At 69.0% G+C, this 21098-nt stretch carries 21 protein-coding genes and 2 pseudogenes; 15 read left to right on the top strand and 8 right to left on the bottom strand.

All coding sequences use genetic code 11. The features are described 5' to 3' along the window. Positions 1-67 precede the first annotated feature (67 nt). The 4 genes from HMPREF0591_RS17075 (at position 68) to HMPREF0591_RS17060 (ending at position 3521) form a co-directional block, all read left to right on the top strand. Positions 68-547, top strand: a complete 480-nt coding sequence (locus HMPREF0591_RS17075; RefSeq protein WP_007169867.1) for a nuclear transport factor 2 family protein — start codon at positions 68-70, stop codon at positions 545-547. Continuing rightward, positions 544-1413 (top strand): SDR family NAD(P)-dependent oxidoreductase, encoded by an 870-nt coding sequence (locus tag HMPREF0591_RS17070; RefSeq protein ID WP_007169866.1) that lies wholly within the window; start codon positions 544-546, stop codon positions 1411-1413. The genes HMPREF0591_RS17075 and HMPREF0591_RS17070 overlap by 4 nt, the downstream gene beginning before the upstream one ends. A 1-nt stretch (position 1414) precedes the next feature. Further along, complete coding sequence (locus HMPREF0591_RS17065; RefSeq protein ID WP_040623276.1) at positions 1415-2371, top strand: alpha/beta hydrolase; 957 nt, start codon at positions 1415-1417, stop codon at positions 2369-2371. A gap of 73 nt (positions 2372-2444) precedes the next feature. Then, entirely contained in the window at positions 2445-3521 is a 1077-nt protein-coding gene (locus HMPREF0591_RS17060; protein ID WP_007169864.1) for a hypothetical protein, read from the top strand. A 59-nt stretch (positions 3522-3580) separates the two neighbouring features. Here the strand turns inward: HMPREF0591_RS17060 and HMPREF0591_RS17055 are convergent, their stop codons facing one another. Together HMPREF0591_RS17055 and HMPREF0591_RS17050 are read right to left on the bottom strand one after the other, a co-directional pair. Beyond that, positions 3581-3871: a hypothetical protein gene (locus HMPREF0591_RS17055; protein WP_007169863.1), complete on the bottom strand. Its 291-nt coding sequence runs from the start codon at positions 3869-3871 to the stop codon at positions 3581-3583. Further along, positions 3871-5007, bottom strand: coding sequence for a 3-ketosteroid-9-alpha-monooxygenase, oxygenase component (locus HMPREF0591_RS17050; RefSeq protein ID WP_040623000.1), 1137 nt, complete (start codon positions 5005-5007; stop codon positions 3871-3873). Before HMPREF0591_RS17050 ends, HMPREF0591_RS17055 begins: the two co-directional genes overlap by 1 nt. Positions 5008-5109: 102 nt before the next feature. Here HMPREF0591_RS17050 and HMPREF0591_RS17045 point away from each other — a divergent pair, with 102 nt between their 5' ends. Next, on the top strand, positions 5110-6822 hold the full coding sequence (locus HMPREF0591_RS17045; RefSeq protein WP_007169861.1) for a 3-ketosteroid-delta-1-dehydrogenase: 1713 nt from the start codon (positions 5110-5112) through the stop codon (positions 6820-6822). Between the two features lie 76 nt (positions 6823-6898). Here the strand turns inward: HMPREF0591_RS17045 and HMPREF0591_RS17040 are convergent, their stop codons facing one another. Then, positions 6899-7588, bottom strand: coding sequence for a PadR family transcriptional regulator (locus HMPREF0591_RS17040; RefSeq protein WP_007169860.1), 690 nt, complete (start codon positions 7586-7588; stop codon positions 6899-6901). Between the two features lie 108 nt (positions 7589-7696). Here HMPREF0591_RS17040 and HMPREF0591_RS17035 point away from each other — a divergent pair, with 108 nt between their 5' ends. Continuing rightward, positions 7697-8617, top strand: a complete 921-nt coding sequence (locus HMPREF0591_RS17035) for a TIGR03619 family F420-dependent LLM class oxidoreductase (RefSeq protein ID WP_007169859.1) — start codon at positions 7697-7699, stop codon at positions 8615-8617. Positions 8618-8707: 90 nt separating this feature from the next. Next, positions 8708-9832, top strand: coding sequence for an FAD-dependent oxidoreductase (locus HMPREF0591_RS17030; RefSeq protein ID WP_007169858.1), 1125 nt, complete (start codon positions 8708-8710; stop codon positions 9830-9832). Positions 9833-9834: 2 nt separating this feature from the next. Here the strand turns inward: HMPREF0591_RS17030 and HMPREF0591_RS17025 are convergent, their stop codons facing one another. Then, positions 9835-11280 carry a multicopper oxidase family protein gene (locus HMPREF0591_RS17025; protein ID WP_425270218.1) on the bottom strand — a complete coding sequence of 482 codons (1446 nt, stop codon included), beginning with the start codon at positions 11278-11280 and terminating at the stop codon, positions 9835-9837. Positions 11281-11428: 148 nt separating this feature from the next. On the opposite strand from HMPREF0591_RS17025, the gene HMPREF0591_RS17020 reads away from it, so the two are divergent. The 5 genes and pseudogenes from HMPREF0591_RS17020 (at position 11429) to HMPREF0591_RS16995 (ending at position 14915) form a co-directional block, all read left to right on the top strand. Then, positions 11429-11752 (top strand): ArsR/SmtB family transcription factor, encoded by a 324-nt coding sequence (locus tag HMPREF0591_RS17020; protein WP_007169856.1) that lies wholly within the window; start codon positions 11429-11431, stop codon positions 11750-11752. Further along, positions 11749-13240 (top strand): annotated as a pseudogene (gene arsB / locus HMPREF0591_RS17015) (ACR3 family arsenite efflux transporter). Before HMPREF0591_RS17020 ends, arsB begins: the two are co-directional and overlap by 4 nt. Before the next feature lie 26 nt (positions 13241-13266). Beyond that, positions 13267-13683 carry an ArsI/CadI family heavy metal resistance metalloenzyme gene (locus tag HMPREF0591_RS17005; RefSeq protein WP_007169853.1) on the top strand — a complete coding sequence of 139 codons (417 nt, stop codon included), beginning with the start codon at positions 13267-13269 and terminating at the stop codon, positions 13681-13683. Positions 13684-13731: 48 nt separating this feature from the next. Then, positions 13732-14229, top strand: coding sequence for a flavin reductase family protein (locus HMPREF0591_RS17000; protein ID WP_007169852.1), 498 nt, complete (start codon positions 13732-13734; stop codon positions 14227-14229). A gap of 2 nt (positions 14230-14231) precedes the next feature. Next, positions 14232-14915, top strand: coding sequence for a pyrimidine reductase family protein (locus HMPREF0591_RS16995; protein WP_007169851.1), 684 nt, complete (start codon positions 14232-14234; stop codon positions 14913-14915). 18 nt (positions 14916-14933) lie between these two features. Here the strand turns inward: HMPREF0591_RS16995 and HMPREF0591_RS16990 are convergent, their stop codons facing one another. From HMPREF0591_RS16990 to csoR, 4 genes are all read right to left on the bottom strand, one after another. Beyond that, positions 14934-15518, bottom strand: a complete 585-nt coding sequence (locus HMPREF0591_RS16990; protein ID WP_007169850.1) for a hypothetical protein — start codon at positions 15516-15518, stop codon at positions 14934-14936. A gap of 61 nt (positions 15519-15579) precedes the next feature. Further along, entirely contained in the window at positions 15580-17895 is a 2316-nt protein-coding gene (locus tag HMPREF0591_RS16985; protein ID WP_085981675.1) for a copper-translocating P-type ATPase, read from the bottom strand. Positions 17896-17957: 62 nt separating this feature from the next. Continuing rightward, entirely contained in the window at positions 17958-18236 is a 279-nt protein-coding gene (locus HMPREF0591_RS16980) for a DUF1490 family protein (RefSeq protein WP_040622997.1), read from the bottom strand. Positions 18237-18306: 70 nt separating this feature from the next. Next, positions 18307-18669, bottom strand: coding sequence for a copper-sensing transcriptional repressor CsoR (gene csoR, locus HMPREF0591_RS16975; RefSeq protein WP_007169847.1), 363 nt, complete (start codon positions 18667-18669; stop codon positions 18307-18309). Positions 18670-18774: 105 nt separating this feature from the next. On the opposite strand from csoR, the gene HMPREF0591_RS16970 reads away from it, so the two are divergent. From HMPREF0591_RS16970 to HMPREF0591_RS16960, 3 genes and pseudogenes are all read left to right on the top strand, one after another. Continuing rightward, on the top strand, positions 18775-19524 hold the full coding sequence (locus HMPREF0591_RS16970; protein WP_007169846.1) for a DUF2182 domain-containing protein: 750 nt from the start codon (positions 18775-18777) through the stop codon (positions 19522-19524). 178 nt (positions 19525-19702) lie between these two features. Beyond that, a complete protein-coding gene (locus HMPREF0591_RS16965) occupies positions 19703-20044 on the top strand; it encodes a hypothetical protein (RefSeq protein WP_007169845.1) in 342 nt (113 codons plus the stop codon). Positions 20045-20145: 101 nt separating this feature from the next. Next, positions 20146-21098: pseudogene (locus HMPREF0591_RS16960) on the top strand (serine/threonine-protein kinase); the annotation flags it as partial.

The following is a 21098-nucleotide window of genomic DNA, read 5'->3' as shown; positions in this document are numbered from 1 at the left end:
CGGACGGTGTTCCACTCATCGGGCAGTCGCCGTGCCGCGGCGGCCGCAGTGGAGTTTCATTCGAGCCATGAACAACGACATCACGCTGTCGGAACTGCAGGAGTTCATCGGCGAGTTCTGGTACCACTACGACGAGGCCCACTACGCCGAGCTGGCGGCGAGATACACCCATGACGTGCGCTACGTGACTCGAAGCGACTCGGGCGCAAGTCCTTTCGAGGAGCTCATGTCGCCCGAGCTCAACGGCCGCGACGCGGTGATCCGGTGGTTGTCCCAGCATCGCGAGCAGAGCCCGTACCCCTTGCGTCACCACGCCACCAACATCCACCGCACCGGCGCCGCCGGTGACGTCACCCGCGCGCGGTTCTACATCCTCGTCAACCAGATCGCCAATTTCGTGCCGTTCGCGGTGTCCAGCGGGGTTGTCGACGTCGCCGTCCGGCGCGGCGACAATGGGCTGCAATTCACCGAGATGGACGTCGTGCTCGACGCGACCAACTCGGTGTTGCTGGCGGACCTGCATGCCGGCAGCGCCGCCCCGTCATGACCGCCCGCGACGTATTCTGCGGGGGCGTCGCCGTCATCACCGGGGCCGGATCCGGGATCGGTGCCGGTCTGGCACGGCACGCCCACCGGCTGGGCATGACCGTGGTGCTCGCCGACATCGACGCCGACGGCATCGCCGCGCTGCGCGACGAACTGTGCACGGCCGGCGGCACGGCCGTCGACATCCTCTGCGACGTCCGTGACCCCGATGCGGTGCAGGGGCTCGCGGACCGGGTCTACCGGGATCTCGGCGGGGCACGGCTGCTGGTGAACAACGCGGGCATCGAACAATTCGGCTATCTGTGGGACACGCCGGTGCCGAACTGGCGCCGCGTCGTCGACGTCAACATCAGCGGAGTCTTCCACGGCGTGCGGGCATTTCTGCCGAAAATGATGGCCGTCGACGAGCCGGCGTGGGTGTGGAACGTCGCGTCAGTCGGCGCCGTCGTGACGATGCCGTTGCAGACGCCCTACATCGTGAGCAAGCACGCCGTACTCGCCATGACCGAATGCCTCTGCGCCGAGGTCCAATTGGCGGGACACGACCACCACATACAGGTGCAGGCGGTGTTGCCGGGGCCGGTCGTGTCAAACATCTTCGAATCCGCCGGCGGTGTCGATGCCGCGGAGGGCGCTGACATCGGCGCCGCCGAGACGCACCGCGAGACCATGCTGGGCATCAAAGCGGACGCGATGGATCCCCTGGCGGCCGCCGAAACACTGTTCCAACAGGCCGCCGAGGGCCGTTTCTACCTGCTCACGCATCCCGAAGTCGGGGCGGCGATGGCCGAGCGCGCCGAAGTGCTTGCCACGCAACGACGGCCGGTACTGCGCGCGGAACGCCGGTTCCGTGCCGACCGGCGCTGACATGGGGATCCCCCGGCTGGACCCCGATGCCGCCGCCCGCATCGCTTCGTTCGGTGACCTCCCACCGATGCGCCAGCGCGGGCTCGCGGCCGTGCGCGCCGCACTCGAATCCGCGCCCCGGCCCGAGCCGATGGCCGCGATGGCCGGCGTCACGGAAGTGGCCATACCCGGTCCCGCGGGCGACATCCCGGCACGGGTCTACCGCCCCCACCCCGACAGTGGCGGACCCGTGCTGGTGTATCTGCACGGCGGCGGGCTCGTGATGGGGTCGAACCACTCGTTCGAACCCCTGGCGCGTGAGCTGGCCGCGGCGTCGGCGGCCACCGTCGTCGCGGTCGACTACCGCCTGGCCCCGGAGTGGCCGCCGCCCGCGCAGTTCGACGACGCGTACACCGCGACGGAATGGGTGTCACGCAGTGCCCCTCGGCTGGGCGTCGACCCGGAGCGGCTCGGCGTGATCGGCGACAGCGCGGGTGGCGCGCTGGCGGCCGGCGTCGCGCTCGCCGCGCGCGACCGCGGCGGTCCGCCGATCTGCGCGCAGGTGTTGCTGTATCCGGGTCTGGATCGCGACATGGCGGCGCCGTCCGTCACCGCCCTGGCGGACGCCCCGATGCTCACCCGCGATGACATCGACTACATGCACTCGCTGGTCGACGGCGATGCGGGCGCGCCCAGCAGCCCATACCTGGTTCCCGCCTACGCATCCGAGCTCGCCGGCCTCCCGCCGGCGATCGTCGCCACCGCGGAGTGCGACCCGATCCGGGATTGGGGTGAGCGGTACGCGGCACGGCTGCGGGACGCCGGCGTGCAGACCACCGCGACGCGTTATCCCGGGATGTGCCACGGATTTTTGATGCGGTCCGATGCCACGGCGCGGGGCCGGCTGGCCATCGCCGAGATCGGCGCGCTACTGCGCGCCAAGTTTGGCCACCCGGTCGGAGTTTTGACGTCCCGGTGACCGGGCCACGCCCCGCGCATCGCACCCGCGGTGCCCACAATCAAAGAACGAACTGGCGAAGAGGAGACAGCCGATGCTCAGCGACGACCGGCGGATGGAGCTTTCCGACGTGCTGCGGCCGGCCGCGCCGCCGCGCGAGGTCGACGACGTCTATACCGACGATCAGCGCGAACGACTGCTCGAGGTGGTACGCACCGAGGGGCCGTGGCGGCTGATCATCGCGCAGCACTTCGCGTCGGCCGATGAGCTGATCGCCACCATGAGCGGGCTTTTCCCAGAGGGATTCACCCCGTCGCTCGACCTGTTCCTGACACCGACCTTCCGCGGCTACCTCGCCAACTACGGCGCGGTGCTCTACCCGGAACTGCACGACTGCTTCTACAACGCGCGGTTCCTTCAGATGGCCAAGAGCTACTGGAACGCGCGGTACGCCAAACCACAGCTGATGCTGTTCAACATCAACGGGCCCTGCGCCAACCGCGACCCGGGACATCTGGACTCGCCGAGCTTTCGCGGCGTGCGGCACGAGAACGCACCGACCTGGCTCACCAGCGTGATGGGCAAATCCGGCCTGTTCGGCGACTACCTGATCAAGATGGCGCAGGTGATCACGTGGTTCTCCCTCGACCCCGGGAGCGGATTCACCTACTGGCCCGACGGGCCGCTCAAGGCCCCCAAACGCGTTCTGCCGCCGATCAACAACCGTGGAGTGGTGGTGCAGAACGAAATGATGGTGCATCGCGGCGAGGCGAACGGACCACTGCAGGAACAGATTCCGGCCGGCTTGTCCTTCGACACCGTCTTCACCGGTGATCCCGGTGACCGCGATCAGTGGCTGCTCAAGAATGGCGACGAGGTGATCGCCCGCCACCACACCGACCAACTGCGGTTCCTGGTGCACTGGTCCGCAGAGGTGTTCACCGACCATGACGAGCTGAAGAAGAACATGGAGGGCTCGCACGACCTGACTATCGAGAAGGCCATCGACATGATGGTCGACGACCTCAACGGCCGGGGCATCAAGCTCGACATTCCCGGCGAACCGCTACACGACCCGGGATTCATCAGCGCGCTCAACGCCGGCTACGACCTGGGCGGCCCCGCCGCCTACCCTGATGAGGCGCCCGTCAGCGCCTTTCAGCTCGCATGATGTGATCGCCGCACCGCCGCAGGTCGACTTGGTTGCGCGAACTTTCGGCGGAATGAGGGTCAAGGAGTTTCGTCGACGATGGCCAAACCGCCACGTCGCACGGCTTCGAGCATCGACTCCCGCAACGCCGAACAGGCCAGGAACACGGCGCGACCGCCGGGCGTGGAAATCCGCTGCGCTTCGGCACGCTCGACGCACCGGCCCGTCGCATCGGCGTTCCACTGCACGCTGGTCTGGTTCCAGCTGCTCTTGCGGACCAGCACCTGCGCTCCGCAGCTACCGCACGTGATGGGCATCATGGGCATGTCGTCGAGGCGATTGTCGTGCCGCACGGACGAATCCAGCGCCATCACGCCGACCCGGCACCCTGCGCGGCCATGTTGGCCTCGACTTCTTTCATCCACGCCTCGTAGGGTCGGGTGGTGTCGAGCTCGAACTCGAAGCGGTCCACCATGTCCGGTTGGATGTCGGCGGCGTCGACGTAGAACTGTTGATACCAGCGACGCAACTGGTAGACGGGACCGTCCTCCTCGACGAGGAGCGGGTTGTCGATGCGCGCCTTGTGCCGCCAGATCTGCACGTCCTGCTCGAAACCGATCTTGACGAAGTCGCCCAGACCGATCGCGGTCTTCAGCGCCTCGTCGCCGGGCAGGTTGTCCGACTTCTTGACGATGATGCCATATTGCAGCACAAAGGAATTCGCGTCGATCGGATAGTGGCAGTTGATCAGGATCGTCTTGGCGTCGCCGTCCGTGTAGTGGTAGGTCAGGTCGTCGATCATGAACGACGGTCCGTAGTAGGACGCCACCGACGTGGTGCCCAGCATCGTGGACCCCTCGGGGCTACCGATGTCGGGGCGGCTACCGCCGTTCATGTACTGCGTGGCCACCTGGCCCTCGAAGATGTTCTTGAAATACGTCGGCAACGAGCCGTGGATGTAGAAGAAGTGGGCCATGTCCACCACGTTGTCGATGATCTCGCGACAGTTGCTGTGCACGACGGTGGTGTACCAGTGCCAATCGGTCCACTCGTCGCTGGTGGCGCCCTCGATGCGCGGGATGGTGACCTCCGCGGGCGGCGGTTTGCGCTCCGGGTCGTTCCACACGAACAACATCCCGTCCTGCTGCAGCGTGGTCCACGCCGCAGTGCGCGCCAGCTTCGGCGTACGCCGGCTGTAGGGCACCTGCTTGCACCGCCCGTCGCCGCCCCAGCGCCAGTCGTGGAACGGGCAGGCGATTTCGTCACCCTTGACTTCGCCCTGCGAAAGATCACCGCCCATGTGCCGGCAGAATGCGTCAAGGACGCTGATGGCGCCGTTCGCGCTGCGGAAGACAACAAGCTTTTGCCCGAAGGCATTGATCGCGTGCGGCTTGCCGTCGCCGAAATCCCGAATAAGGCCCAGGCAGTGCCAGCCGCGGGCGAACCGCGTCGGCACGGCCTGCGCTTCGATCTGGCGAACTTCGTCGACCTCGGACTCCGTCGTCATGGGGAGGATTAAACTCTCGTCGCCCCGTTCGCGGTGCCGCTTGTTCCCACTGATCAGGACGGCTCTTCCGTTGCCGGGCGGCCTCGGCATACCGTTTTCGGCGTGAACCCCCAGAGCGCGACGATCCCCGCCGGGCTTCCCGTGGCCGATGTGACGGTCGACCTGCTGGTGGTCGGATCGGGAACCGGCATGGCCGCGGCACTGGCCGCCCACGAACTCGGGCTGTCGGTGCTGATCGTGGAGAAGTCGTCGGACGTGGGCGGGTCGACGGCCCGCTCGGGCGGCGCGCTCTGGTTGCCCGTCAGTCCCGTACTGCGCGAGGCCGGCGCCGAGGACTCCCCCGAGCGCGCCGCCGCGTATCTGGACTCCGTGGTGGCCGGTTCGGCCCCGCCGCAGCGATCGGCCGAATTCGTGGCCCATGTCCCGGCGACGGTCCACATGCTGCGCCGAACGACCCCGCTGCGGCTGTTCTGGGCCCGGGACTACTCCGACTATCACCCCGAGGAGCCGGGCGGCAGCGCGGCGGGCCGGACCTGCGAATGCCACCCGTTCGACACATCGGTCCTGGGCCGGTACCGCACCCGGTTGCGGCCCGGCGTGCTCGAGGCCGGCATCTCGATACCGACGACGGGCGCCGACTACCGGTGGATGAACCTCGTGGTCCGGGTGCCGGGCAAGGGCATTCCGACGTTCGGCAAGCGGGTGGCGCAGGGGTTGGGCGGGAGGCTGATCGGTCGGCGCTACGCCGCTGGCGGTCAGGGCCTGATGGCCGGGCTGTTTGCCGGTGTGCTGCGCGCCGGCATCCCGGTGTGGACCGGCAGCCCGCTCGTGCGCCTCGAGGGCGACGCGCAGCGGGTGACCGGCGCGATCGTCGGCCATGAGGGGCACGAGGTAAGGATCACCGCCCGGCGCGGAGTTGTGCTGGCAACCGGCGGTTTTGACCACAGCATGGACATGAGGTGGAAGTTTCAGTCCGAGTCGCTGGGCGCCAATCTGAGCCTGGGTGCGCAGTCCAATACGGGCGACGGCATACGTGCCGGGCAGGAATTCGGCGCCGATATTGCTCTGATGGATCAAGCCTGGTGGTTTCCCGCCATCGCGCCCCTTCCGGGCAAGGCGCCGGCGGTAATGCTGGCCGAGCGTTCACTGCCCGGGAGTCTCATCGTCGACCACAACGGCCACCGATTCGCGAACGAGTCCGCGGATTACATGTCGTTCGGCCAGCGAATGCTCGAGCTGGAGCGGTCGGGCAGCCCCGTGGACGCGATGTGGATCGTGTTCGACCAGCAGTACCGCAACAGCTATGTCTTTGGCGCCGAACTGTTTCCGCGCATGCGCATCCCGCAAGCCTGGTACGACGCGGGCATCGCGGTGCGGGCGGACAACCTGGGCGAGCTGGGTGCTCGGATGAACGTTCCGGTGCCGCAATTTTGCGAGACGATGACGCACTTCAACCAAAACGCCGCCGTCGGTGAGGATCCCGACTTCGGCCGGGGGCGCAGCGCCTACGACCGCTACTACGGTGACCCCACGATCAAGCCCAACCCTAACCTGCGCCCGTTGGTCAAGGGCCCGTTCTACGCCGTGAAGATGGTGCTCAGCGACCTCGGCACGTGCGGCGGGCTGAAGGCCGACGAACGCGCACGGGTGCTCCGCGAGGATGGCAGCGTGATCGCCGGCCTGTATGCAATCGGCAACACCGCCGCCAACGCGTTCGGCACGACGTATCCGGGCGCGGGCGCGACGATCGCGCAGGGATTGGTCTACGGGTACATCGCGGCCCGCGACGCCGCGGCGCGGGCCGGGGCGGGCTAGCGGCGATCGCGAGGGCGGCGAGGCCGGGCGATGGGGGTACCTCCCGCTTGCGGGGGACGGGTCGCCGCCATCAGGATCAGTCCGCCTTGCGTTTGGCCTCGACCTGCTTCTCGACCTCCCGCCAATAGCCGGGCATCGGGCGCGGCTGTCCGAAGCCGCCCTTGGCCGCCTTCTTCAGAACGGCGTCGGCTTCGTCGATGTCCTTCATCAGTTCGAGCGCGAACTCGCGCTCCGCGGCGTAGTACTTGGCCGCCCAGCGCAGCGCGATCACCGAATACGCCCAGGCGGGTTGGGCCTCGGCGCCGTCGGCGTCCTCGACCGCTTTGCGATGCCTGGCTTCGGCGTACGCGACGTGCTCTTGGAGCAACTCCTTGAGCCGGGCCGGGTTACTGAGGTGACCGAACGTGACCCTCAGCAGGACGCTGTGCTTGAGCACCGGGGGGTCCACCGGGGCGTTGTTGGTCCAGTCGGTGACGGCGGCCATCCCGGCCGGCGTGATCTTGTAGAGCCGGCGACTGCGCGTACCCTCGTCGCGCTCAACGCGTGAGGTCACCAGGCCCAGCCCCTCGAGCTTCTTCAGCTCGGTGTAGATCTGGCTGTACGACGGACTCCAGTAGTAGAGATCGACGCTCCAATCGATCCACTTTTTCAGGTCGTAGCCGGACACTTCCTCCTCATAGGACATCATGCCCAGCAGCGCCCAACTCGTGGCGGCAAGCGCCGCCTTCGACTTGTTTTCGCCGGTAGGGTCCGGTTCGGAGGCCACGGCGCAAGGTTAACAACCCGTGGCGAGGATCGGTTTGACATGGACCGCTAGCCGGGATGCGGCGTTGTGGATGATCGTTGCAGCGGGACAGCGGGTAGGAGACCCAGAATGAAATTCGCATTCCCCCTTCCCCATATGGTGCGGCTGCCGGCGATGACGCAGCCCTGGGAAGCCGCGGTCACGGGCCCCGACCAGACCCGCATGGTCAAATGCGCCGACCGATGGGGCTACGACATGATCGCCGTTCCGGAGCATCTCGTCATCCCGGCCGAACACGTCGAGCTGTCCGGTCCGCACTACCTGCACTCGACGGCCGCCCAGGCCTACATCGCCGGCGCGACCGAACGGGTCGTGGTCAACTCCTGCGTCACCATCTTGCCGTTGCATCAGCCGATCGACCTGGCCAAGGCGCTGGCCACCGCGGACTGGATGAGCGGGGGCCGGCTGATGGTCACCTTCGGGGTCGGCTGGCTGGCAAAGGAATTCGAGCTCCTCGGCGTGCCGTTCGCCGAACGCGGTCGCATCGCCGACGAGTACCTGGCCGCCATCATCGAATTGTGGACCAGTGACACACCGCGATTCGAGGGACGCTACGTGTCGTTCGACGGCGTCGCGTTCGAACCCAAACCCGTTCAGCGGCCCCACCTTCCGATCTGGATCGGCGGCGACGCCGACGCCGCTCTGCGCCGGGCGGCCAGGTACGGGTCGGGCTGGTGGCCGTTCCTGACGCCGCCGGAGCGCATCGCCGAACGGCTCGACTACCTCAAGTCGCAGCCCTCCTATGACGGCCGGCCCTTCGAGGTGATGCACGGGCTGAGCACCAACCGGGTCGGCGAGGGGCACGTCGCCCGCGACGATCCGAGCGGACGGCCCGGCATGAGCGCCGGCGAGATCGTCGACCGGTTGGGCCGGCTCGCCGAGCAGGGTGTGACGATGAGCGCCGTGCCCATCCCGGCCGTCGGCGGCGTCGACGAATACCTCGACTACGCGCAATGGGTGATCGAGGAGATCAAGCCCAAAGTGCCGTGACCGATCAACTGATCGTCAACCCGCGGCGCGCTCCTGACACTCGGCCGATCAGCGGGCGGGCCCGAAATTCATGCCAGGCAGGATAACGGCATGAACCGCAAGCGTGTCGTCATCGCCGGGCTCGGAGACGCGGGTGTCCTGGCCGCGATCCGGCTGTCGGGGTACGCCGACGTCGTCGGCATCTCCGTCAAGCCCGCGCTGGTCAGCGGTCAGGAACTGGGCGTCCGGCTCGCCCGCCCGGACGATTGGGCGCGCGACTACTGGATTCCGTTCGACAGGTTCCGCCGCCTCGACCGGGTGCGCACGGTGCACGCGCGGCTGACCGGTCTCGACCTGGCCGCGCGAACCGTCCTGGGCGAACGCGCCGACGGGGCGGCCGTCGCCGAGGAATACGACGCGTTGATCATCTCGACCGGGGTCAGCAACGGCTTCTGGCGACGCCCGACGCTGCAATCGGCCGGGGAGGTCGGCGCCGAGCTGCGCGCCGCGCATGACCGGCTCGCCGCCGCCGGCTCGGTCATCGTCGTGGGCGGCGGCGCGGCGGCGGTGAGCAGCGCGCTCAACATGGCCACCACCTGGCCGCGCAAGCGAATCGACCTGTACTTCCCCGGGCGGTCCGCGCTGCAGGGACACCACCCCCGGATCTGGCGGCGGCTGCATGGCCGGCTCACCGGCCTGGGCGTGGGCGTCCACCCGGGCCACCGCGCCGTGCTGCCCGACGGGTTCGCCGGCGAGGAGATCACCGGCGACCCGGTGCGCTGGAGCACCGGACAACCGCCCGCGCGCGCCGACGCCGTGCTGTGGGCGATCGGGCGGGTGCGACCCAACACCGAGTGGCTGCCGCCGGAGCTGCTCGACGAGCGCGGCTTCGTGCGGGTGACGCCGCAGCTGCGGGTGCCCGGCCATCCCGGTGTCTTCGCGGTCGGCGACGTCGCGGCAACCGACCCCCTGCGCAGCTCGGCCCGCAACCGGGGGGACGCGCTGGTGGCCCGCAACGTCCGCGCCGAGCTCGGCGGCGGGCGGCTGGGCGCCTACCGCGCGCCGACGCGGAGGTGGGGTTCGCTGGTGGGCGCGCAACCCGACGGGCTGGAAGTCTTTCTGCCCAGCGGGCATTCGTTCCGGTTTCCGTCGTGGTCGGTGGAGCGAGTCGTGATGCCGTGGATCGTGCGGTGGGGCATGTATCGCGGGGTGCGGGAGAACGATCCGCTCGGTTGAGGTCAGCCGCTGTTGAGCAGCAGCATGAGGCCGTAGTCCATGTGGATCTGCTGGTGGCAGTGCAGCAGCGACAAGCCGGGCTGGTCGGCGACGAAGTCGACGTCCATGCTCTGGTAGCCGCCGAGCATCGCGACGTCCTTGCGGACGCCGGCCGTCGGCGTGCCGGCGAATCGGGTGATTTCGAACGTGTGCCGGTGCAGATGCATCGGGTGCAGGTCGTCGCTGGCGTTGCGGAAGCGCAGCCGGTAGCGCGCGCCGCGCCGCACGTCGAGCACGGGCCGGTCGGCGCCCATGTCGAAGGCCGTGCCGTTGATCGTCCAGGCGTTGAACCCGTCGTCGGCGGCGTTGCGCTTCTCGATCAGCATCTCGATCGTCTGCTCCGGCGGCGGGACGGGCGCGGGGTGCGCGAACAGCCGGTAATCCCAGGCGAACGGCGGGGGCGCCGCCCATTGCGGATCCCCACCGCGCCCGGCATATTCGACCACCACTCCCATGCCGCGCCCGCGGTCGTCGTCGGAGAGGTCGCCCAGCACCCACACCCCCGGGTTGGTCATGGTCACCAGCGCCGAGACGCGTTCGCCCGCGCCGAGCCACAGCACCGGCACCGCCGCCGGGCGGGGCACCGGATTGCCGTCCAGCGCAATGACGTTGAAGGTGTGGCCGGGCAGCGCCAGGCTGCGGTTTTCGGTGGCGCTGCCGTTCAGGACGTGCAGCAGCACCCGCTGGCCGGTGCGCACCCGGATGGGATCGCCGTGGCCGAGCATGCGGCCATTGACGGCGAACGCGCCGTAGCCGACCTCGTAGCCGCGGGGTTCGCCGCGGGCCAGCGAGGCCGCCATCGCGGATTCGCCCCTCGCCCGCAGATCAGGGTCCTGTTCACCGGGCAGGAAGTCACCGGCCATGTCGCCGCCGCGGCTGAACGTGGGCTCGAATTCCTTGAGCGTCAGGAAGATCTCCTGGTCGTAGGCGCCGGCATCCTGTCGGGGCTCGATGTAGACGGGGCCGACCAGTCCGGTGTATTGGCCGCGGGACAGATCCGAGCGCGGCACCACGTGCGTGTGATAGAACCGGAAACCCGCCGGGCCGGGGACGAAGGAGATCCGCCGCATGCCGTTCGCGGGGATGTAGGGCGTGCCCTCCTCGGCGGAACCGTCGACGTCGACGCCCACGTGCTGACCGTGCCAGTGCAGCTGCTCGGGGAAACCGGTGTCGTTGAAGACGTCGATCGTGGTCCGTTGGCCCTCCGTGAACCGCAGCAGCGGCCCGGGGAACTGGCCGTTGTAAGTCAGGGTCGTCACGACATGCCCCGGGGCCAATTCGACCGCGGCGGTACCGATCCGGAGCGTGTAGTCGGCCTTGCCGCCGGGCGGCCCGCTCCGCGCGCACGCCGCCGCGGCGCTTCCGGTTGCGGCCAGCGCGGCCCACTTCAACAATTCACGTCGGTCAATCGGCACGATCACACTCCCGAGCCGTCACAGCGCCTCCCGGTTCACCCTAGGCCGGGCGCGCACACCGCGCGATGCCGTTGCCGCCCGCATCCATCACGCCGGCCCGGCCCGGGTGGCGCGTTGATTCGATATGTGTTTATATAGACAGATGTCGAATCAGAGCGCTTGCTGCCCGACGTTGGGCGCGGCCGCCATGGCCGAGCCCCAGGCGATCGAGTTGGCGACGATGTTCAAGGCGCTCGGCGACCCCGTGCGCCTGCGGATGCTGAGCCTGATCGCCAGCCACCCCGGCGGCGAGGCCTGCGTCTGCGAGATATCGGCCACCTTCGACCTCTCCCAGCCCACGATCTCCCATCACCTCAAGCTGCTGCGCTCGGCCGGGCTGCTGGGCTGCGAACGGCGCGGCACCTGGGTCTATTACTGGGTGATTCCTTCCGCGCTGCAACAACTTTCGGAGGTGCTCAGGCCATGACCCACAACACCGAGACGTCGGCGCCCAGCCCGGCCGCACCGACGACCCGGCTCCCCGTGTTGGACCGGCTTCTGCCGGTATGGATCGGCGCGGCGATGGCCGCCGGCTTATTGCTGGGCCGGGTCTTTCCACACCTCGGCTCGGCCCTCGGTGCCGTTGCCATCCAGGGTATTTCGCTCCCGATCGCCATTGGGCTGCTGGTCATGATGTATCCGGTGCTGGCCAAGGTCCGCTACGACCGCCTCGACGAAGTCACGGCCGACCGCAAGCTGATGGTGTCCTCCGTTGTGCTGAATTGGGTGGTCGGTCCCGCCGTGATGTTCACGCTGGCCTGGTCGCTGCTGGGCGACCTGCCCGAGTACCGCACCGGCCTCATCATCGTCGGGCTGGCGCGGTGCATCGCCATGGTCATCATCTGGAACGATCTGGCCTGCGGGGATCGCGAGGCGGCCGCCGTGCTGGTCGCGTTGAATTCGCTGTTTCAAGTCGTGATGTTCGCCGCGCTGGGCTGGTTCTACCTGTCGGTGCTGCCCGGGTGGTTGGGCCTGCCCCAAACCGGGATCCACGTCTCCCCCTGGCAGATCGCCAAGGCGGTACTCGTCTTCCTCGGCATTCCGCTGCTGGCCGGCTACCTCTCCCGCCGGCTGGGCGAACGCGCGCGGGGCCGGCAGTGGTACGAGACGCGTTTCCTCCCCCGCGTCGGGCCGTGGGCGCTGTACGGGTTGTTGTTCACCATCGTGATCCTCTTCGCCCTGCAGGGCCACGCGATCACCTCCCGGCCGTGGGACGTGGCCCGCATCGCGCTCCCGCTGCTGGCCTACTTCGCGATCATGTGGGCCGGCGGGTACGCGCTGGGCCTGCTGCTGCGCCTCGGCTACGCGCGCACCGCCACCCTCGCGTTCACCGCCGCCGGCAACAACTTCGAGCTGGCCATCGCCGTGGCCATCGCGACCTATGGCGTCACGTCCGGGCAAGCGCTGGCCGGGGTCGTCGGCCCGCTGATCGAGGTGCCCGTGCTGGTCGGACTGGTCTACGTCTCGCTTGCCCTGCGCGCCCGGCTGTTTCGGGGACGCGATGACCGCTAAGCCCAGCGTGCTGTTCGTCTGCGTGCACAACGCCGGACGCTCCCAGATGGCCGCCGCCCTGCTGAGCCGGATGGCCGGGGGTCGCATCGACGTCCGTTCGGCCGGCACGCAACCCGCCGATCGGGTCAACCCCGTCGCGGTCACCGCCATGGCCGAGCTCGGCATCGACCTCACCGCGGCCACCCCGGCGGTCCTCACCGGTGACGGCGTGCGGATCAGCGACGTCGTGATCACCATGGGCTGCGGCGACACCTGCCCCTACTTCCCGGGAGTGTCCTACCGCGACTGGAAGGTGCCCGACCCCGCCGGCCAACCGTTGCCCGCGGTACGCGCCATCCGCGACGACATCGCCCGTCGCGTCGAGGCATTGGTCGCCGAACTCCTGCCCACCACAACCACATAGCCCACACCCGAAGGAAGGACATCACCATGTCTCGTGTGCAACTCGCCCTCAACGTCGACGACCTCGCCGAGGCCGTCGCGTTCTACTCCAAGCTGTTCGACACCGAGCCCGCCAAACTCAAGCCCGGCTACGCGAACTTCGCCGTCGCGCAGCCCCCACTCAAACTCGTGCTGCTGGAGAACCCCGGCCACGGCGGCAGCCTCAACCACCTCGGCGTGGAGGTCACGTCCAGCGACGCCGTGCACGCCGAGATCGCCCGCCTCACAGAACGCGAGCTGGTCGCCGAGGAGGAGCTGAACACCACCTGCTGCTTCGCCAGCCAGGACAAGGTGTGGGTCACCGGGCCCGGCGGGGAGCGCTGGGAGGTCTACACCGTCATCGCGGACTCCGACACCTTCGGGGCGACCGCCGACGAGCCCGAAGCGGCCTGCTGCCGGCCCTAGCGGCGCGCCGCGCGGTTCCCCCGCGCGCCGAACGGGAAGACTGAGCGGATGGCCGCCCAGGGAGAAGACGCGTTCGAGAAGCTGGTGGCGGTGCTCAACTACCCGATGTACGTCGTCACCACGCGGGCCGGCGGCATCGCGGCGGGCTGCCTGGTCGGCTTCGCCAGCCAGACCAGCATCCACCCGCCCCGCTTCCTGGTCGGGCTGTCCAGGAAGAACCACACGTTCCGGGTCGCCGCCGAGGCGACTCATTTGGCGGTGCACGTGTTCGACCACGAGCACCTCGCCACCGTGGAGCTGTTCGGCAGCCAAACCGGCGACGAGGTCGACAAGTTCGGCCGCTGCGCGTGGCACAGCGGCCCGGCCGAGATGCCCATCCTCGACGACGCGGCCGCATGGTTCGTCGGCGAGATCCTCGAGCGTTTCTCGCTCGGCGACCACGTCGGGCACCTGCTGGCGCCGATCGACGGCGACCCGCCGCGGGAACTGGAGAGCTGGGTGTCCTTCGGCGACGTCCGCCATCTGGAACCCGGCCACGAGGCCTAGCCGTGATCCCCCGGGTGGGCACCGTCGCCGACGTCACCGAACTCGCGTCGTTCTACGCCGATCCCCCGCGGGGGGTGCGGGCGAACATGATCTTCAGCGCCGACGGCGCCGCCGCGTTCGGCGGCCGGGCCGGCCCGCTGTCGTGCCCGACCGATCAGCAGCTGCTGAAAATCCTGCGCGGCTTCGCCGACGTCGTGCTGGTGGGCGCCGGGACCGCGCGCGCCGAAAACTACGGCCCGGTCCGGCTGCCCGACGCGGGGCCGACCCCGCCGCCGATCGCGGTGATCAGCCGCAGCGGCCGGCTGCCGTCGAGGCTGCTCAGCGAGCCCGGCCGACCCCCGATCGTGGTGACCTGCGCGGGGGCTGCGGCGGCGCGTGACCAGCCCGGCGACCGGCGGCAGGTGCTGGTGGCCGGCGAAGACTCCGTGGACGTTTCACGCGCCGTCGCGCTGCTGCGCGCCCGGGGCATGCACCGCATCCTGTGCGAGGGCGGCCCGACGGTGCTCGACGAGTTGGTGGAGGCCGACGCCGTCGACGAGATCTGCGTGACCCTGGCCCCCAACCTCGCGGCAAGCCAGCCGGTGGGCCACCGCCTCACCCCGTCGTCGCTGCCCGCGCCGGTGACGATGCGCCTCGAGCACGCGCTGGTCTGCGACGACTACGTGTTCCTGAAATACCGGAGGTGACGCGGTGATGACCCGCTGTCAGCGCGGTCCCATCATCCCGCCGGGCCCCATCATGCCCCCGCGACCTCCCATGCACCCTGGGTCCATCATTCCCCGCATCATCGCCGGCATGCCGTCCTGTACGAATCCGGTCACCTCACGGGCGTGGGCACGGATCACCTCGACGAGCGCGGGGTCATCCGAGGTCTCCTCGGCGATCACCCCCGTGGGCGTGAGCGTCAGCTGCCTCCGGTAACCACCGGCATTGCGGAACAGGGCCGGCAGGCTCTGGCTCATACACATCACCTCGTTGCCCTGATCGAGATGCGCGTACATGCTCGAGACATGAGCATGCAGTTGCGCTGCGAGGTCGGGAGCCGCCGACTGGGTCGTGGTGCGAACGCCGCCGGGGATTTCCTCGACCGTGCGGGTGATCTCCGTGTGCCGATTGAACATGTCCATGTAGAGCCGCATGTCGGCGTGACCGGCGCCCATCATGCCGCCACAGTCGGCCAGGCGGATCCGGAAGGCTGGCCCGGCGGCAACGCGCAACACGTATCCGACGCCCGCCGCAGCGCTCGCACCGAGCGCGGCGAGCGCCGCCCGCCTTGTCAATCCCGACATCACGACCTCTCTTCACTCCCACGGCTTTTCGGCCCGGATCGCCCGCGGCACCGGCTACCTGCTACGCGACCTCACGGCCAAAACGACGCAGCCGCAACGAATTCGTCACGACGCTGACCGAAGAGAAGCCCATTGCCGCACCGGCCACTACGGGGTTCAACGACCCCAGGGCGGCAAGCGGAATCGCGGCGGTGTTGTAGCCGAAGGCCCACCCCAGGTTCTGGTAGATGGTGCGCAGGGTTTGCCTGGACAGCTGGATCGAGCGCACCACACCGTCGAGCCGGTCGGACATCAGCGTGATGTCCGAGGCCTCGATGGCCACGTCGGTGCCCGTGCCGATCGCTATGCCGAGGTCGGCTTGCACCAGGGCGGGGGCGTCGTTGACCCCGTCGCCCACCATCGCGACCACCCGCCCCTCGTCCTGCAGCCGGCGCACCTCGGCGACTTTGTCCTGCGGCAACACCTCGGCCAGCACGCGGTCGATCCCAAGCTGTGCGGCGATCGCGTTCGCCGTGCGGGCGTTGTCGCCGGTGATCATGGCGACCTGCAGCCCCATGCCGTGCAGCTGTGCGACCACGTCGGCGGCGTCGTCTTTCACCGTGTCGGCCACCGCAAGCACACCGATCACGTCACCGTCCCGGCCGACGAAAACCGCGGTGCGCCCCTGCCCTTCCAGGTCGGCGGCCGCCGCGGCGAGATCGTCGGGCAGCCGCAGATCCTGCTCGTCGACCAGCTTGCGCCGCCCCACGACCACGGACCTGCCATCCACCTGGGCACGCACGCCGTGCCCGGCGATGCTGGTAAACGCCGTGGCGGCCGGAACTTTCAGCTCCCGCTCGCGCGCCGCGGCGACGATGGCCGCGCCGATGGGATGCTCGGAGCCCGACTCGACCGCGGCGGCGATCCGCAGCACCGGATCGGGCTGGCGGTGCTTTCCGACGACGACGTCGGTCACTCGCATGTGGGCGCGGGTGAGGGTGCCGGTCTTGTCGAACACGACCGTGTCGACCTTCTTCGACGCTTCCAGCACCTCGCCGCCCTTGACCAGGATCCCGAGGTCGGCGCCGCGCCCGGTGCCGACCATGATTGCCGTGGGGGTGGCCAGCCCCAGCGCACAGGGGCAGGCGATGATCAGCACGGCGACCGCGGCGGTCATGCCGGCGAGCGGGTTGCCGGCGATCAACGTCCAGCCCGCAAACGTCGCGACGGCCACACCGATGACGGCCGGGACGAACACCGCCGACACGCGGTCGGCCAACCGCTGCACCGGAGCCTTGCCGCCCTGGGCCTGCTCCACCAGGCGGACGATCTGCGCCAGCGCCGTATCCGCGCCGACGGCGGTGGCGCGCACGGTCAGGATGCCGTCGGTGTTGACCGTGGCCCCGGCAACGTGGTCACCGACCGATTTCTCGACGGGGACCGACTCCCCGGTCAGCATCGACTCGTCGACCGCGGCGCGCCCGTCGACGACCTCGCCGTCGACGGGAATCTTCTCGCCCGGGCGCACCCGCACCAGGTCGCCGACCCGGACCTCATCGATCGGTACGAGGAGCTCCGCGCCGTCGACCAGCAGCGTGGCCTCCTTGGCCCCCATCTCCAGCAGCTTGCCGATCGCCTCCCGCGCCTTGCCGTGGGCCCTGGCCTCGAAATAGCGGCCCAACACCACGAACGCGATGATCAGCGCCGACGTGTCGAAGAACAGCGGACCGCCGACCAACAACTGGTAGGTGGAGTAGACGAACGCGGTCAGCGTCCCCAGTGCGACCAGCGTGTCCATGCTGGAGGTCCCCGCCCGAGCCTGCTGCGCCGCGGCCTTGAGGAAGGGCCACCCGGCGACGAACTGCACCGGCACCGTGGCGGCGAAAGCCAACCATCCCGCCCACGGATATGCGCCGAAGAACATTGTCGACGCCATCGCCACCAGCCCCAAGGGGAAGGCCAACAACACCCGGCGCAGCCAGGTGCGCCGCTCGCGTCTGCTCTGCTCGTCCGCCGACAGCGTCCCCGAGGTGACCGCAGGTGGGGAACCGCAGCCGCCGCAGCTCGCGGGGTCGGTTGCGGCCTCCGACGCGCGGTGCCGCAGGCCGAAGAGCGCCAACCCGATGCCGCTCGCAATCCTGCGCACCACTCCCGCCTGGGGAATATCGGCCGAGTGCGGAGCGCGTGCGGGCACACACTCCGCGGGAACGTGTTCGGCTTCCGCGATCGCCGACAGCACCGCAGCGGTGTCGCACTGCTGGGGCGAGTACCAGATCACCACCGATGCCGTTCGCGGATAGGCTTGCACCGCTTGCACGCCGGCCACCTTGGCGACGGTCTCTTCGATCGCGACCGCCCGCACCGCGTCCACACCGAACCCGTTAACCTGCACCCGCATTCGCCCGGACGCGTCGGATACCACCTTCAGGGCGACGTCGACGTCGCCCAGGACGCCGGCGGTCATTCGTCCTCGCCCGAGCCCGCCACCGTCAGCGGCGCAGCTTCGGATCCGGCGCGCTCCCTCGCCTCGGCCATGACGTCGGCAACCGTCAGCCGAGCCTGCTCGGCGCTCCGCCCCGCCTTGCGCTCCGCCTCGCGGGCGACCCGGATGCCCCATGCGGTGGCCACCACGGTCGCCTTCCGCCACGGCGCCTTCGCCAGGGCCTCATACGCGGCGACGCCCACCACGCCGGTCATCACCGTCGGCATCGCCTTTGCCACAAATCCATGCACTGCCATCGTTTTCACCGATCCCTTTGTCTCGTTGCCCGGTCAAAGCGTGCCGTCGCCGGCACCGTCGACACTGTCGTCATCCCCGGCTTCCGGCCGTCGCCGGCTCGCCGTCGGTGGCGGCCTCACCGACCGCCGCACCGGTCAGTTGCGCGTGCGGGCCGGTCAACGCCGGCGTGAACTTCACCGCGTCGATCAACTCCTCGATGGCGGCCTGACCGCGGCCATCGATCACCGCGGCGGAAAAGCAGGTCTCCAAATGGTTGTGCAGCATCACCCGGTTCGCGCGTTCGAGCGAGGATTGCACCGCGGAGATTTGCTTCATCACGTCGACGCAGTAGGCGTCGGACTCCACCATCCGGATGATCCCGTCGAGGTGGCCCCGAACCGTCTTGAGCCGGTTCAGCGCCGCGCGCTTCTTGTCCGTCAGGTCCTCGCCCATGCCGCTCTCCCATCTGGTCGACCGTCTACACGGTACCCTACCCCACCCGGGGTGGGGTAGGGTGGCGGTCGAACTCGCTGGGATGCGGACTTAAGGGGTGGCCTCGTGGGCGACAGCCAACAATCCAAGTGGTCGTGGAGCGACGTCTGGTTGCCGGCAATCCTGCTGGCGGTCGCGGGTCTGGGCTGGTGGTGGTCGGTGGCCATGGCCACTATGCAAGGCGACTCGATGCAGATGAACGCCCAGTCGGCGATGTCGCTGGTCGCCTACCTCGTCGCGTGGGTGGCGATGATGGCCGCGATGATGCTGCCGGGCGTCCTGCCCGTCGTGCGACGCTATGCGCACGCCGCCACCGGCAAGGTTGCCCCGGCGATCATGTTCGTCACCGGATATCTGGCCTTGTGGGGCGCCGTGGGCCTGCCGGCCTACCTCGCGTCCGTCCGTCTGGATCCGGTGATTCACTCGTGCTCGTGGGTCGGCCGCGCCGCCGGCGCGGTGGCGGTGCTCGCGGGTGTGCATCAGCTGACGCCCTTCAAGGCGACCTGCCTGCGGCACTGCCACCGGCCCGTCTCCGCGCCCGGCGCATCCGGTCGCCTCAGCGGAGCGGGCAGCGCGTTTCTCGCCGGCGGCCGGTACGGCGTTTATTGCGTCGGTTCCTGCTGGATGCTGATGTTGTTGCTGATCGCCTTCGGCACAATGGAATTGGCATGGATGCTGGCGCTCTCGATCGTGATCTGGCTGGAAAAGTCGACCCCGTTCGGCGACCAACTGAGACGCCTGACGGCCGCGGCCCTGGTACTTCTCGGCGTCGCGCTGTTGGTCCACCCCGAATTCGTCAGCCACCTGATCTCCTGATGTCGCCTCTCGGCCCCGGGCGGAGGTGTCCGACGCGCGCTCAAAATGCAGTGAATGCGCTCGCTTCCTATGATGGAAATGCCCGGTTTCACACTCGTATCGAATCCCCTGCGCGGCATGGTTTTCAGTTCCTCGCCGTCCACGTTCTCGAGCCATACAGAGGAGGACCACCGGCCAGGTGAGCAATTCACACGACGACCATGACTACCGCAACCTGGCGGTGAACCGGCTGCGGCCCAGCGAACTTCAATGGGCGCTGAACCACGACGCCGTGCACGGGATCGCGTACGCCTTCAAGCACCCGGTCGCCGTCGCCGAATCCATCGACGATCCCGACGACGACCGGATGACCTACCTGATCCGCGTCAAGCGCGACGACCTGGCGAACGCGTTCGGCAAGATCAACGACTGGATCACCGAAAACCCCGGGCCCGCCGGGATGCAGGCGTTCGGGTTCGTGCGGGCCCTGTCCCGCGAGGGGCTGACCGAGCGCGCCAGCGGTGACGACGAACCCCGCTGACCGCGCTCACCGGATTAGCTGGCTTTCGCTATTCGCCGTGCCCAGCGGGCCGTGAAACCTTAGCCTTATGCCTGCGCACGGTCGGTGGCTGAGGAGTCGGGATGGGTGACACGACCGCGGATTCGCGGGAGGGTTCGCAGTTCGGTCCGTATCGGTTGCGGCGCCTGGTCGGCCGCGGCGGCATGGGTGACGTCTATGAGGCCGAGGACACGGTGCGCGAGCGCATCGTCGCCCTGAAACTGATGTCGCAGACCCTGTCCAACGACCCGGTGTTCCGCTCCCGCATGCAGCGCGAGGCCCGGACCGCGGGGCGGCTGCAAGAACCGCACGTCGTCCCGATCCACGACTTCGGCGAGATCGACGGGCAGCTCTACGTGGACATGCGCCTGATCGACGGCAAAGACCTGGCCGGCATGCTGAGCCGGTACGGGGCGCTGTCGCCGCCGCGGGCGGTGGCCATCGTGCGCCAGATCGGCTCGGCGCTCGACGCCGCGCACGCCGCCGGGGTCCTGCATCGCGACGTGAAGCCGGAAAACATCCTGGTGAGCAGCGACGACTTCGCCTACCTCGTCGACTTCGGGATCGCCAGCGCCAGCGCCGACGAGAAGCTGACGCAGATCGGCACCACCGTGGGCACCGTCAAGTACATGGCGCCCGAGCGGTTCAGCGACTCCGAGGTGACCCACCGGGCCGACATCTACGCGTTGGGCTGCGTGCTGTACGAGTGCCTGACCGGCTCCCCGCCCTACACCGGCGATCAGATCGGCGTGATCGGCGCCCACCTGCACCAGGCGATCCCGCAGCCCAGTGCCGCGCGGCCCGGCATCCCCGCCGCGTTCGACGCGGTGATCGCCCGCGGCATGGCCAAGAACCCCGCGGACCGCTACGCCACCTGCGGTGACCTGTCGGCGGCCGCCTACGCCGCGCTTGCCGAACCCGACCGGGACCGGGCCACCGACATCTTGCAGCGCAGCCAGGTGGCGCGGCCGCCGGCCGCACTCGCCGGCAAGCAACCCGGCGCGATCGCCCAGGCCGCCCCCGCGCACGCCCCCCC

This window comes from Mycobacterium parascrofulaceum ATCC BAA-614 (assembly GCF_000164135.1).
Classification (GTDB): Bacteria; Actinomycetota; Actinomycetes; order Mycobacteriales; family Mycobacteriaceae; genus Mycobacterium; species Mycobacterium parascrofulaceum.
Note: the sequence above shows the minus strand (reverse complement) of the source record. Positions and strands in the feature narration are given on the sequence as shown.

What these genes read in the sequence shown, in the direction of transcription:
- HMPREF0591_RS17075 (WP_007169867.1), top strand. Translation starts at nt 68, where the DNA reads ATGAACAACGACATCACGCTGTCGGAACTGCAGGAGTTCATCGGCGAG.
- HMPREF0591_RS17070 (WP_007169866.1), top strand. Translation starts at nt 544, where the DNA reads ATGACCGCCCGCGACGTATTCTGCGGGGGCGTCGCCGTCATCACCGGG.
- HMPREF0591_RS17065 (WP_040623276.1), top strand. Translation starts at nt 1,415, where the DNA reads ATGGGGATCCCCCGGCTGGACCCCGATGCCGCCGCCCGCATCGCTTCG.
- HMPREF0591_RS17060 (WP_007169864.1), top strand. Translation starts at nt 2,445, where the DNA reads ATGCTCAGCGACGACCGGCGGATGGAGCTTTCCGACGTGCTGCGGCCG.
- HMPREF0591_RS17055 (WP_007169863.1), bottom strand. Translation starts at nt 3,871, where the DNA reads ATGGCGCTGGATTCGTCCGTGCGGCACGACAATCGCCTCGACGACATG.
- HMPREF0591_RS17050 (WP_040623000.1), bottom strand. Translation starts at nt 5,007, where the DNA reads ATGACGACGGAGTCCGAGGTCGACGAAGTTCGCCAGATCGAAGCGCAG.
- HMPREF0591_RS17035 (WP_007169859.1), top strand. Translation starts at nt 7,697, where the DNA reads ATGAAATTCGCATTCCCCCTTCCCCATATGGTGCGGCTGCCGGCGATG.
- HMPREF0591_RS17030 (WP_007169858.1), top strand. Translation starts at nt 8,708, where the DNA reads ATGAACCGCAAGCGTGTCGTCATCGCCGGGCTCGGAGACGCGGGTGTC.
- HMPREF0591_RS17020 (WP_007169856.1), top strand. Translation starts at nt 11,429, where the DNA reads ATGTCGAATCAGAGCGCTTGCTGCCCGACGTTGGGCGCGGCCGCCATG.
- HMPREF0591_RS17005 (WP_007169853.1), top strand. Translation starts at nt 13,267, where the DNA reads ATGTCTCGTGTGCAACTCGCCCTCAACGTCGACGACCTCGCCGAGGCC.
- HMPREF0591_RS17000 (WP_007169852.1), top strand. Translation starts at nt 13,732, where the DNA reads ATGGCCGCCCAGGGAGAAGACGCGTTCGAGAAGCTGGTGGCGGTGCTC.
- HMPREF0591_RS16990 (WP_007169850.1), bottom strand. Translation starts at nt 15,518, where the DNA reads ATGTCGGGATTGACAAGGCGGGCGGCGCTCGCCGCGCTCGGTGCGAGC.
- HMPREF0591_RS16985 (WP_085981675.1), bottom strand. Translation starts at nt 17,895, where the DNA reads ATGCGGGTGCAGGTTAACGGGTTCGGTGTGGACGCGGTGCGGGCGGTC.
- HMPREF0591_RS16980 (WP_040622997.1), bottom strand. Translation starts at nt 18,236, where the DNA reads ATGGCAGTGCATGGATTTGTGGCAAAGGCGATGCCGACGGTGATGACC.
- csoR (WP_007169847.1), bottom strand. Translation starts at nt 18,669, where the DNA reads ATGGGCGAGGACCTGACGGACAAGAAGCGCGCGGCGCTGAACCGGCTC.